Annotated in this window: 10 protein-coding genes and 2 pseudogenes; 6 read left to right on the top strand and 6 right to left on the bottom strand. The window is 39.9% G+C overall.

Annotation, left to right across the window (positions count from 1 at the left end):
* Nucleotides 1-357, bottom strand: a pseudogene (locus AACU95_RS17880) (RNA-guided endonuclease InsQ/TnpB family protein); the annotation flags it as partial.
* Between AACU95_RS17880 and AACU95_RS17875 the strand changes: the two are divergent.
* A pseudogene (locus AACU95_RS17875) lies at nucleotides 355-447 on the top strand (IS200/IS605 family transposase); the annotation flags it as partial. The pseudogenes AACU95_RS17880 and AACU95_RS17875 sit on opposite strands and share 3 nt — an antisense overlap.
* Nucleotides 448-552: 105 nt before the next feature.
* The gene (locus AACU95_RS17870; protein ID WP_004247594.1) at nucleotides 553-2133 is read left to right on the top strand and encodes a TerC family protein; all 1581 of its coding nucleotides are present in this window, start codon (nucleotides 553-555) and stop codon (nucleotides 2131-2133) included.
* A 160-nt stretch (nucleotides 2134-2293) separates the two neighbouring features.
* Here the strand turns inward: AACU95_RS17870 and dcuC are convergent, their stop codons facing one another.
* From dcuC to apbC, 5 genes are all read right to left on the bottom strand, one after another.
* Nucleotides 2294-3655, bottom strand: coding sequence for an anaerobic C4-dicarboxylate transporter DcuC (dcuC, locus tag AACU95_RS17865; RefSeq protein ID WP_004247593.1), 1362 nt, complete (start codon nucleotides 3653-3655; stop codon nucleotides 2294-2296).
* 428 nt (nucleotides 3656-4083) lie between these two features.
* Nucleotides 4084-6015 (bottom strand): outer membrane assembly protein AsmA, encoded by a 1932-nt coding sequence (asmA, locus tag AACU95_RS17860; RefSeq protein WP_017628453.1) that lies wholly within the window; start codon nucleotides 6013-6015, stop codon nucleotides 4084-4086.
* Nucleotides 6016-6059: 44 nt separating this feature from the next.
* A complete protein-coding gene (gene dcd / locus AACU95_RS17855) occupies nucleotides 6060-6641 on the bottom strand; it encodes a dCTP deaminase (RefSeq protein ID WP_004244515.1) in 582 nt (193 codons plus the stop codon).
* A gap of 76 nt (nucleotides 6642-6717) precedes the next feature.
* Nucleotides 6718-7359, bottom strand: coding sequence for a uridine kinase (udk, locus tag AACU95_RS17850; protein ID WP_004247591.1), 642 nt, complete (start codon nucleotides 7357-7359; stop codon nucleotides 6718-6720).
* A 212-nt stretch (nucleotides 7360-7571) separates the two neighbouring features.
* Nucleotides 7572-8684: an iron-sulfur cluster carrier protein ApbC gene (apbC, locus tag AACU95_RS17845; protein WP_004247590.1), complete on the bottom strand. Its 1113-nt coding sequence runs from the start codon at nucleotides 8682-8684 to the stop codon at nucleotides 7572-7574.
* Between the two features lie 204 nt (nucleotides 8685-8888).
* Here apbC and metG point away from each other — a divergent pair, with 204 nt between their 5' ends.
* The 4 genes from metG to cdd all read left to right on the top strand — a co-directional run bounded on the left by metG (nucleotide 8889) and on the right by cdd (nucleotide 13322).
* On the top strand, nucleotides 8889-10916 hold the full coding sequence (gene metG, locus AACU95_RS17840; RefSeq protein ID WP_004252094.1) for a methionine--tRNA ligase: 2028 nt from the start codon (nucleotides 8889-8891) through the stop codon (nucleotides 10914-10916).
* A 135-nt stretch (nucleotides 10917-11051) separates the two neighbouring features.
* A complete protein-coding gene (locus tag AACU95_RS17835) occupies nucleotides 11052-11519 on the top strand; it encodes a CidA/LrgA family protein (RefSeq protein ID WP_004247588.1) in 468 nt (155 codons plus the stop codon).
* Nucleotides 11513-12214 carry a CidB/LrgB family autolysis modulator gene (locus AACU95_RS17830; protein ID WP_004247587.1) on the top strand — a complete coding sequence of 234 codons (702 nt, stop codon included), beginning with the start codon at nucleotides 11513-11515 and terminating at the stop codon, nucleotides 12212-12214. The genes AACU95_RS17835 and AACU95_RS17830 overlap by 7 nt, the downstream gene beginning before the upstream one ends.
* A gap of 223 nt (nucleotides 12215-12437) precedes the next feature.
* Nucleotides 12438-13322, top strand: coding sequence for a cytidine deaminase (cdd, locus tag AACU95_RS17825; RefSeq protein ID WP_004247586.1), 885 nt, complete (start codon nucleotides 12438-12440; stop codon nucleotides 13320-13322).
* Nucleotides 13323-13424: the final 102 nt, after the last annotated feature.

Here is a 13424-nt window from a genome sequence, read left to right as displayed (position 1 = left end):
GGCAAGCACGGCATGTCCTGCCGCTAAAATGTTACGTGCCCCGTTGATATCAGCATTCGCTGTATATCCACATTCAAGGCACTCGAATTGACTTTGTGACTGGCGGTTTTCCTTTGCTGTATGACCACAGCAAGCGCACTTCTGACTGGTGTAGGCTGGTGGTATTGCCACTACCTGACCACCTCGCCAGAGCTGCTTGTACTCAAGCTGACGGCGCATATCATACCAGCCCTGCTCCAGTATTGAGCGGTTTAAACCAGATTTAGCTTTTACGTTCCGTCCATGCCGTTCTGTCGTACCTTTTGCCGATTTAGACATGTTACTGACCTTTAAGTCCTCAATGACAATCATTGCATTGAGCAACAGGAAACACCTAGTTAGTTAAAAAACCGCGCCTTATATCCTCGACCTGAAGGACGGGGTTTTACGGTGCTTTGGATAAAATGAAATTATTCTGCCACTATCAATAATAATTTATTGAAAAATTCCGCTAAATTGCTCATTATTCCCAAGTCGGCATATGCCGTCTTTATAGAAGGTAAAACAAACTGTATGGAATGGATCGTAGATCCGACGATATGGGTAGGTCTTTCCACCCTTATTGTTCTCGAAATCGTACTTGGTATTGATAACCTTGTTTTTATTGCTATTCTAGCAGATAAACTCCCAGCAAAATTAAGAGATAAAGCACGTATCACAGGATTATTGTGTGCTCTTATTATGCGGATTGTACTGCTATTTAGTCTCTCTTGGCTTATCACCCTAACCAAACCTCTTATCACACTGTTTGATCATCCTTTCAGTGCCAGAGACTTAATCATGCTCCTCGGAGGGATATTCTTACTTTTCAAAGCCACAATGGAGCTTAATGAACGGCTAGAAGGTAAAGATCATAACGAGGGAAAACAACGTAAAACCACGAGTTTTTGGTCTGTTGTTGCGCAAATTATTGTACTAGATGCTGTATTCTCTCTAGACTCTGTTATCACTGCGGTAGGGATGGTTGACCATCTCGGCGTTATGATTGCTGCTGTAACTATTGCGATGTTCTTGATGATCCTCGCAAGTAAGCCATTAACCACATTTGTCAATAATCACCCAACTATTGTTATTTTATGTTTAAGCTTCTTATTGATGATTGGTTTTGCCTTAGTTGCAGAAGGGTTTGGCTATCCAATACCTAAAGGCTATTTATACGCTGCCATTGGTTTCTCTATTATGATAGAGATATTTAACCAACTCGCACAGTTTAACCGTCGACGCTTCTTATCAGCTTCTCGCTCTTTGCGTGAACGTACAGCGGAAGCGGTATTGCGCATTATTAATGGTAAACCAGAAGCCTCTGAACTTGACCCTCACACTTCTGATTTAGTTGCTAATACAGAAGAGGTGTTTGATCCTCAAGAGCGCCAAATGATTGTGCGCGTTCTGGGTTTAAGCCAGCGAAACGTCAATAGTATTATGACTTCACGCCATGATGTTGAATATGTTGATCTAAAAGCCACCCAAGATGATATTCGCCAATTACTAGAAGAAGATCCCCATTCTCGTCTCGTTATTACCGACGAAGAAAATAGCGACGAACCTATCGGCGTGGTAAATGTTATTCAATTATTAAATCAACAGTTACGTAATGAACCATTAGATTTGCGTTTATTAATTACACAACCCTTAATCTTCCCTGAGGGGTTATCACTATTACAGGCATTAGAACAATTCCGTAATGCTCATACTCACTTTGCCTTTGTGGTTGATGAGTTTGGCTCTGTCGAAGGCATTGTTACCTTAACCGATGTAATGGAAACCATCGCCGGTAATTTACCAGTAAGTACAGAGGAAAATGACTCTCGTCACGACTTAGTACAGAATGAAGATGGCTCATGGACTGTCAATGGTTTTACACCGCTGGAAGACTTAGTGCTTTATATTCCTATTAAGTTGGATGAAAAACGTGAGTATGAAACCTTGGCTGGCTTATTGATGGAACACTTACAACGCGTTCCTGCCGTCGGTGAAAAAGTGGTTATTGATGGTATTGAATTTGAACCATTAGATGTACACAATCACCGTATTAATAAAGTACGTATTGTTGAACCAACACCTGAAGACGAAGAAAACGTCGACGAAGCTTAATTTCTATTAAATAACCAAATATCCGTCTCTAAGGCGGATATTTTTTATCTGAAAATGGTGCTTAATAAAAAACGGGCTTTGTCTATACATAACAAAGCCCGTCAATAGAATGAAAAATAAAGTAGATAAAGCTAACTTTATTTCAATAATTTATTGATGATCAACCTAATGTGCTGGGTACCAGTATTTCCGTTGCAACAATCACAATCACAAGCCCGACCAATACTGGTACAGAAACGCGTTTCATCACTTCAAAAGGTGAAATTTTTGCCATTCCTGATACAGCAACTACCACACCCGATACAGGTGATAAAGTCCGTCCTAAGTTTGATGCTTGTAACATCGGAATAGTTAAGTAAGCAGGATTCACACCCATATTACTTGCTAAGCGCGGAATTAATTCAACGAAAGCATAGAAAGGCGCATTCCCTGAGCCTGTTGTCATTGCCGCGAGCATAGTAATTAAGACTAATGCAATCATCATGACAATCGCCCCTGAGCCTAATGATTGTGCACCATCAATTAACGCGTGAATAAAGCCAACCGTTGTTAAACCTTGCGCAAAAACCCCTGCGGCAACTAATAGCATTACCACTTGGGCAAATGCATCAGCCATACCACGGTAAGCAACTTCTAAACCGGCAAAAACTTCTTTAGCACTAAAGCTACGGATAAATTCAATAACCGCAGATAACATCATGCAAAGAATAATAATGGCAACAATATGAAGCTCTGGTAACCATTTACCATCAAAAACTAATACACCAATAATAGGTGTGAAAGGTAAAATCGCATAGAAATTAGGGGCGTGAGTTTTGATTTCGTTCACATCTAACATCTCTGTTTCGATATGCTCTTTACGATCAAGATAACGTTGCCAGAAAAAGTGAGCAATACACATCCCAAGAATTGCGGCAATAGAGATAGGCAGTGTTGTTTTAAACGCAAAATCAATAAGTGGCATTTCAGAAGCTTGTGCCGCTAAAATCACGTCACCAGAGGTTGGCGCTAAAATAATTGATGCAGGTGAAGCACAGATAGCTGCCGCCGCACCACGACTAATTCCCATATTGACCATCACTGGGAATAAGGTCGCCATCAATAACACACCAAGACCTGTTGCGGATGAAACAGCTAATGACATTAAACATGCAACAATATAAGCCGCTACCATTAAAAGATAAGGTGAGTTGATCATTTTTAATGGGCGTGAGGCAAGTTTCACGACCACGTCATTGGCACCAATATGAGTCATATAAGAAGCAAACCCACATAGCACCATGATCATCATCCCCAGATCACCACCACGGCTCATAAGTAGATTTTTTACATACTCAACAATATCGATTAAGCGATAACCGGTACTTGTGACACTAGCTGGTAATACTGATTTGCCCATAATCACACTGATGATAAGCAATAATAGCCCACCAGTAAGTAGCACACCTGTTGGCGAATATCCCTTAACAATGTAACGCCCAACACCCACAGCGACGAGGGCGCCGATAAGAATTTCAATCATGTATAGTTCCTGTCTACGATAGTTATTTATAAAATGAAGCTTTTTGTTTTTATCATCATTTTTTTGCATTTAGTGCAATGGACACACTCTGCCCAAAGGCAACGTTGCAGTGTATGACATATATCAAAAAAAACGACTATTTTTTTACATGTAAACAGTACGAATGAGTATTTTTTAGGCAAAAACTGAATTAAATGATAAACATAATGCACTATGAGCATAATTTAATCATTTTATCCATTTTCTGTTAACGGTGGTAGGGAACCGGGAACGGGGATAAGAAACGTAATGCAGCATCTGTGTTCCACAGATATTGTTTAATATAAGAGAAGAGATTATTAATCATAAATTAATAAAATCAATTTATTAGCCAAAAACAAAACAAGGTGGAATAAAATTTTATTCCACCTTGTTAACAACTTTAAAAATTATATTTTTTTCAATAATTGATTAAGCGCTTTAACTTCGGGGCTATCATCTTGCTTATTTAACCAATTATCTATGGCCTGTTTTGCTTTTTGCTGTAATTGATCACGTAGTAATTTTTCAACGTTAAACTCATATTGGATAGCATTCCAATTACCATACAATCTTAATGGAATATCTATTTTGGCCAGTTGGCGAATAAATTCATTCTCTTTGCCCCAACCTTTTTTGATATTAACCATCAGCATCACATCTAGATTATGACGTTGTAGATCTAATTGACCTTGCCCGCTGATCTGATAAGCACTTGCTTGAGCATCTAACTGATTTAACGTCACTCGGCCTTTAGGTGCTAGTTTAAACTGGGCAATCACACTATCTGCTTTGGTATAGTTCTCAATATCTTCAGGGTAAACCACTTGATCGGTTGTTTGTGCAATAGATTGCTGGATCACTTGTGGAATATTTAATCCTAGCATTTTAAATTCGCTTAATGAGGTATCCAGTGTGCCCTGCCAGCTATTAAGAAACGCGTTGCGATTATATCCGGCACCTTCTAGATGCCCTTTTGCAGAAATTAAACCGCTGAAATTTTCTGGCTGATCAAAGACACGGAGTAAAGGTTGCAAAGGGAGATTATTCATTGTGACATTCATACTAATATGCGCTGGCACAATGCTAGTAGAAATCACCGTAGGCAGTGAGAAATTTCCGTTTAGGATCTGCCCTTCTAACCTATCAATATTTAATGATTTGGGGTTATTTAATGCGGTTAATTTAACATTGTTTATTTCTAATTCTTTATACAATAACTTATTGAGCGCTAAGTTTAAGCTAAATTCAATATCACCCCAGTGGGTTAAATCATACGCTTTGTTTTCAATTGTCGCGGAGGTAATAACCGGACGAGCCATAATAGTTGCATTAGGTGATGGTGCAGCCTGAGCATGGCTAAAGAATGAGAATGATCTCGACGGGGTATTTGCCAAGGTTAACGATGCCGTTTCAGATGAATTAGGCTGTGCTAACTCAGGTAATAGGGTATTTAAATTTAAAGTGTCCCCAGTTAATTCCACTTGATAGCGGTTCTTTTTAGCCAATTCAGCCGTGATGCTACCTTGTAACTGACTCTCATTTGCCGTCATATTTAAATTATTTAAGGCAATAACATTTACACTATCATTTTTAATATTGAAATCTGAGGTTAAATTTCCGGAGATCCCTTGAGCCGGAAGTCCTATTCCCGATAATGCATAATCTAATTGAGCGATATTGCCACTGATTTGATATGGGTAGCCACTCATATCAGCATTAGCAACAACATTTAACATTAACTCGCGACGATCACGATTAATTTTGGTGCTCATCTCAAGGTTAATTTGTTTTTTGTCGTCCGTTTTTAATAATAAATTGATATCGCGTAAATTAAGTTGCTCTCCCCCTTTGGTTTGCCAAATAATCAAACTATCGGAGATCCTCACCTTAGCAATATTTAATTGCCAACGATTTGTTTTTGGCTCAATAATCGGACGAGTACTGTCTTCATTGGCAACAGAAGGCGGGGTTATTTTAGGTATTGCTTTACTCTCAGGCGTTTGTCTAACCACGGCACCTTTTAGCATCACTTCTTTTACTTCCAACTGGTGGGAAAGTAATGGCCATAATTCCACATCAAGACGCATATTATCAGCAGTGATCAATGGTTGCTCAGCACCGGGGGCTGTTAATGACATTTTACCACTAATAATGCTGAGTTTTGGCCAGACGTGCCAACGCATATCATCTTGTAAGGTTAATTTATAGCCACTTTGTTTTTCAACGCGTTCAACAAGATAACCACGAAAATCATTAGGGTTAATGAGCAAAACTAATGTCGTTAAGCCTGCCAAAATCACTACAAGCAAAATGGCGAGTGTTGTCAAAAACCTTTTCATATTGTTACCCGCTTAATAAAGTTGATAATAGTCGTTAATGAAAATTAATCTTCGCTAATCCGACTTCCTACCGCACCTTGTTGATTTTTATATTTCGCATCTTGGCGACGATTGTAAGGCCTATCCGCAGAGCCTGACATAGGTTCAAAACTTAATGCGCCAATCACCATACCCGGTCTTAATGCTAATGGCAGTTTACCTGAATTAAAAAATTCTAATACGATGTGTCCATGCCAACCCGGATCAATTCGGTGAGCCGTGACGTGTACCATTAATCCCAATCGCGCTAAAGATGAGCGTCCATCTAACCACCCTACTACATTATCCGGTAATGTGACAGACTCTAATGTAACCGCCAAGGCAAGCTCTCCGGGATGAAGATAAAACGCTTCGCCTTCTGGTAATACAATTTCATCACTCATCACCCGCTCAAGGGCCTCATTAACTTCATTTTTGGGGCCACTGAGGTCAATGTAAGCCGCAGTATGTCCTTGGAAAACACGAAACTGGTTACCCAAGCGAACATCCGCTGTTGCGCCGTTAATTCGCTCGACAGGCGGGCGGGGTTCAATGACTAATTTACCTTCATCAAGCCACTGAATAATATCACGGTCGCATAATCGCATTTTATTTCCCTTCTTCAAGTTAAACAGGCAGTTTCATGGTTAATCATGCATGAAAGCTGCCTACAAATGAACTCAATTATTCACAAAACTGTCCGATTTTTGCTTTCAAAATATCGATCGCAACACGGTTTTTTCCCCCTCTAGGCACAATAATATCGGCATATTGTTTAGAAGGCTCAATAAACTGGAAGAACATCGGACGAACAGTTTTATTATATTGTTCAATAACAGAATCTAGACTACGCCCACGTTCATTCACATCACGTTTAATTCTACGCATTAGACAGATATCTAATGGCGTATCGACAAAGATAGAAAAATCCATCTCTTCACGTAAGCGTTTATCTGTTAATAACAGAATACCTTCAATAATAATAACTTTTTTTGGTTTAAAATGAATGGTTTCTGATTTACGGGTGTGAGCGACATAATCATATTGAGGGAGTTCGATGGCGTTTCCGGCTTTTAGTTCACACAAGTGTTGGTATAAAAGTGCGTGATCCATCGAATTGGGGTGGTCGTAGTTAACTTTATATCGCTCTTCCATTGTTAAATCACTTTGGTCACGATAATAGCAATCTTCTGGTATCACACCGATATTATGATCACCTACTTGCGCTCTTAATTCACGGTAAAGTGTACTGGCAATAAGACTTTTACCTGAAGCAGAGGCTCCAGCGATACCTACAATTGTGCACTGATGTGCTGTGTCAGCCATAATAAAAAACCTGGTTTGAAATAAAAAAGAGGAATAACGTAATAATATGTAAATATTACGCTCGCGCAGATTATAGTTTTGAAATCCTTCTGGTTCCAGCGTAAAACCAAAAATCTCTTTGTTTTTTATCAAAAATAGTCAGATTTCAGCGGATAAAAAAAAGGAAGCCTAAAAGACTTCCCATAATAATCAATAGATTATTGTTTCACCGCTTATACCGCGCGGAAAGAAATTTCCGTTGGAATAGCATCCCCATCCCAATACATTTGCGCAGAAACTGTTGAAGCAATTTCACGATAGATATCAGCGAATTCACCTTCAGGATCACGCATCACCGTCGGTTGTCCGCGATCTAAATCTTCACGTAAAGAGATATGCAGTGGAATTTGACCCAATAATTGGCAATGATATTTTTCGGCTAATTTCTCAGCACCACCAGTACCAAAAATAGGCTCAAGATGACCACAATTGCTACAAATATGCGCACTCATATTCTCAATAATACCTAATACGGGTACATTGACTTTTTTGAACATGACAATGCCTTTCATCGCATCCACCAGCGCAATATCTTGTGGTGTTGTAACAACAACGGCGCCAGTCACCGGAATATTTTGTGATAAGGTCAATTGAATATCACCCGTTCCTGGTGGCATATCGATCACAAGGTAGTCTAAATCAGGCCATAACGTATCTTGCAGCATTTGCATCAACGCTTTGCTTGCCATTGGACCACGCCATACCATGGCATTATCGTCTGTGACTAAATAACCGATAGAGTTAGATGCTAGACCATACGCCATAATAGGTGCCATATGTTGCCCATCTGGTGAAGTTGGGCGTTCCATGGTTGTACCTAACATATTAGGAATGGATGGACCATAAATATCCGCATCCAGAATACCAACTTTAGCCCCTTCTTGTGCTAGCGCTAAAGCAAGGTTTACCGCGGTACTGGATTTACCCACCCCGCCTTTACCTGAACTCACCGCCAGAATATTACGTACGCCATTAATACCTGGTAGATCGTTTGCACGACGTAGTGTGGCAATATTGTGTTTTAGCTTCCACTCAACAGCTTTGGCTCCCGTCATATTACGCAGCTCTGCCGTTTTTTCTTCAATCAGTTGTTGGAAAGGTTTTTTCCACACAAACGGCATCACTAATTCGATATGAAGGACATCATCAATCATCGCACACTGATGTAATGCTTTTAGGGAAAGCAGATTACGTTTCAATGTCGGGTGTTCAAAAGTAGACAAGACACCTGAAACTTTTTCTTTCAGAATCTCAGGGGTAGTCTGCTCGGGGGATTTATCACTCATCCCGGCTCCTCTCATTTTCGTTATTCATTAAATATCTGAGTGCACCTATCATATCAGATAGTCAATGACTACGATAATGCCTTACCTCAATTTGCCAAGCGAAATTTCTCTTGCAAAAACTCTATGATTGCCCTAGCGACATCATGACGGATAGGTTAACATCAAAGACCCTTTTTTTAATTTAATGGAAGTAAGATCCTTACTATGTCTCACGTCGCGAATAAATTATTGGTAACCTGCGCGTTACCTTATGCTAACGGTTCAATTCATCTCGGTCATATCCTTGAACACATTCAGGCTGATATCTGGGTCCGTTACCAACGAATGCGCGGCAAAGAAGTTCATTTCATCTGCGCTGATGATGCTCACGGCACGCCTATTATGCTGAAAGCTCAACAATTGGGTATTACCCCAGAAGCCATGATTGAAGAGATGAGCAAAGAGCATCAACAGGATTTTGCCGGTTTTAATATCAGCTACGATAATTATCACTCCACACACAGTGAAGAAAATCGTCAATTATCGACGAAAATTTATCTAGCCCTGAAAAAAAATGGTCATATTAAAAGTAAAACGATTTCTCAACTTTATGATGAAGAAAAAGGCATGTTCTTGCCTGATCGTTTTGTTAAAGGGACTTGCCCTAAGTGTAAAGCGCCCGATCAATATGGTGATAACTGTGAAGTATGTGGGTCAACTTATAGCCCGACAGAATTAATTAATCCTCGCTCTGTGGTATCGGGTTCAACGCCGGTAATGCGTGAAACCGAACACTATTTCTTTGATCTCCCAGCCTTTAGCAATATGTTGCAAGAGTGGATCCGCTCCGGTGCATTGCAAGAGCAAGTAGCCAATAAGATGCAAGAGTGGTTTGACAGCGGTCTGCAACAGTGGGATATCACCCGTGACGCCCCTTATTTCGGTTTTGAAATCCCTGATGCGCCGGGTAAATATTTCTATGTTTGGTTAGACGCCCCTATTGGTTATATGGGCTCATTCTTAAACCTATGTGAAAAGCGTGGTGATTTAAGCTTTGATGAGTTCTGGAACAAAGAGAGCAAAACTGACTTATACCATTTTATCGGTAAAGATATCGTTTATTTCCACAGCTTATTCTGGCCGGCAGTGTTAGAAGGTAGTGAATACCGTAAACCAACCAACCTATTTGTGCATGGCTATGTCACCGTCAATGGTGCGAAGATGTCAAAATCTCGCGGCACCTTTATTACGGCACGAGCCTATCTTGATCACTTTGATGCTGATTGCCTACGCTATTACTATGCAGCAAAACTTTCATCACGTATTGATGATATTGACCTAAACTTAGAAGACTTTGTACAGCGTGTAAACAGCGATATCGTCAACAAGGTGGTTAACCTCGCGTCCCGTACTGCGGGTTTTATCAGTAAACGCTTTGATGGCAAATTAGCGGCAAACCTTGATGATGCGAAGTTATATCAACATTTCGTCGATATGCAAGAAAGCATCGCACAATGTTTTGAAAACCGTGAATTTGGTAAAGCCATTCGTGAAATTATGGCATTAGCAGACGAAGCTAACCGCTATATTGATGAAAAAGCGCCTTGGGTGGTTGCTAAACAAGAAGGTAAAGAGGCTGAGTTGCAAGCTATTTGTACTATGGGAATTAACTTATTCCGTGTACTGATGACTTATTTAAAACCAATTCTACCTTCTTTAACAGAACGTTCAGAAGCCTTCTTACAAACTGAATTAACTTGGAATGCTCTGTCGCAACCGCTGTTAAACCATGAAATTACTAAATTTAAAGCATTGTTTAATCGTATTGAAATGGATAAAGCCAATGCAATGGTAGAAGCTTCAAAAAGTACCATTGCGCCAGTCAAAGAAATCACGGGTCCATTAGCAGACGCGCCTATTCAAGAAACTATTAAATTTGATGATTTTGCCAAAATTGATATGCGCATTGCTGAAATTAAACAGGCTGATTTCGTTGACGGCTCAGATAAGTTGCTAAAATTAATACTGGACTTAGGGGGAGAAACACGCCAAGTATTCTCCGGCATTCGTTCTGCATACCCTGATCCGAAAGTATTAGAAGGTCGCTTAACTGTTATGGTTGCAAACCTAGCACCTCGCAAAATGCGTTTTGGAATTTCAGAAGGTATGGTGATGGCCGCAGGCCCTGGTGGTGAAGATATTTTCTTACTTAGCCCAGATAGTGGGGCTAAACCGGGTCACCAAGTGAAATAAAAACTGACCTTTATTCAAAATGCAAATACAAAGCGGGGTTCTATAAAGAGCCCCGCTCTTTTTTTATTGTGATCCATAGCACACTTTGAAAATTGGTGTATGATAAATACGTCAGTTGATTTAGGACACATATCTATGAAATCTAAGCGGGTGCAGATCACAATCTGGCACTATATACGATCATTTTTTATACTTTATCTTTGTCTTTTTGCCGGTAATCTTATTTCAGCCTTATTACCTTTCGCGGTGCCAGGCAGTATTGTTGGACTACTTATTCTATTTGGTTTACTTGCCTTCCAGCTTATTCCATTACGTTGGGTAAAACCCGGTGGTAATATTTTACTGAAAAATATGTCATTGCTCTTTATTCCTATCGGGGTGGGTGTAATGAACTATTATAATTTATTAAGCCAACAACTCTTTCCTATTGTTCTGGCCTGTGTTGTCAGTACCTTTGCGGTGATGGCGCTAGTTGCTTACTGCTCACATTACGTGCATCGTGAACGTCCTATTATCGGTGCTAAACCCGATAAAGTAGAGGATGTAGAATTAGCAGAACAACAAGACGACGACAGAGCGTTAAGTGAGAAGAAAAAATGTTAATATTAATGAATATTTGGTGGTCATTACCGCTAACACTTATTATTTTCTACTTAGCACGTAAACTGGCGGCTCGATTTAAATGGCCTATTTTAAATCCGTTATTGATTGCTATTGTTGTTATTATTCCTATTTTATTAGTGACACACACCGCTTATGAGGATTATTTTGCCGGAAGTCGTATCCTTAACGACTTGTTGCAACCAGCTGTTGTTGCTTTAGCTATTCCTTTATATCAACAATTACACCAAATACGCGCACAATGGAAATCGTTAATTAGTATCTGCTTTATTGGTAGTATCGCCGCCATGGCTAGTGGTACAGCGATTGCATTATGGGCTGGCGCTACTCCTGAAATTGCCGCCTCCATTTTGCCTAAATCGGTAACAACCCCTATCGCAATGGCTGTTGCGGATTCCATAGGTGGTATTCCTGCAATCAGTGCTGCATGTGTTATTGCAGTAGGTATTTTAGGTGCCATTTTTGGTCATACGCTATTTAAAATATTACGTATTCCAACTCACGCTTCTCGTGGTTTAGCGATGGGAACCGTCTCTCACGCAGTGGGTACCGCAAGAGCGGCTGAAATCGATTATATTGAAGGGGCATATAGTTCATTAGCATTAATGACTTGCGGTATTATTACTTCACTTACCGCACCTTTTATTTTTCCTTTTATTTTGCACCTTTTTAGCTAATTAGCTAATTAGCTAAATCAATAGAACACATAAAAAACCTTCGTTCAGAGCGAAGGTTTTTTATGCTAATGCTAAAATCAATTTACTATAAATTTGAGATGTATCTCCCAATTAATCATTCAGTTGCAATAGTTTCATTGAAAATATGATTTTAATCACATATAAGAATAGGTAAAGATGCCTAAAATCTTACAATAGCAGAAGATTAATGGGAGACACCTATATGCATACTCGTTTTCAGGCAATTTGGTCAGATTTATCCCCTCAATTACAACAAGCACTTACGCCTTATCTTGAGCAGGATGAATTTCCGGCAATGTTCACTGCAGAACAAGTTAATGCGTTAAAAACACAGTTACAATGTAATGATGATGAGTTAGCCCTCGCATTACTGCCTGTTGCAGCCGCTTGTGCTGTGACACCTATCTCTCATTTTAATGTGGGTGCCATTGCTCGTGGTGAAAGCGGTCACTTCTATTTTGGGGCAAATATGGAGTTTGCTGGCGCCCCATTACAACAAACGGTACACGCAGAGCAAAGTGCGGTTACACATGCTTGGTTACGCGGTGAGTCTCGTTTAGTTGCCATCACAGTTAACTATACCCCTTGTGGTCATTGTCGTCAGTTTATGAACGAACTAAATAGCGGCACTCATATTGCAATCCATCTCCCAGGCCGAAAAGTGGCAACCTTAGGTGACTACTTACCTGATAGCTTTGGCCCTAAAGATCTCAATATCACTACCCTACTGATGGATAAAGTTAATCACGGTTATCAAATAGATAACACTAGCCAACTGGCACAACAGGCACTACAAGCAATAAATCGTAGTCATGCCCCTTACAGCCATTCTCACAGTGGTATTGCTGTACAGATGAAAAGCGGTAAGATCTTTCAAGGCAGTTATGCTGAAAATGCCGCATTCAATCCTAGTATGCCACCATTACAAGCGGCACTTATTGCATTAAATATGGCGGGTGAAAATGTTATGGATATTGAGTCTGCAATATTAATTGAAAAAGCAGACAGCCTATTAACTCAGTGGGATGCCACACAAGCAACATTAACAGCTTTAGGTTGCCGCCAAATACAGCGTGTCACTTTGTAACATTTTTTAACTTATACCGTTAAATTGTCCTCATAAAAAAGCATCAGCATGTAAATTTTTGCTGATGCTTATCAGAAAAAGTCATAACAATTGTATCTATCT

Source organism: Proteus sp. G4415 (assembly GCF_963896075.1).
GTDB lineage: Bacteria > Pseudomonadota > Gammaproteobacteria > Enterobacterales > Enterobacteriaceae > Proteus > Proteus mirabilis.
This window is presented reverse-complemented; position numbering and strand designations above follow the sequence as displayed.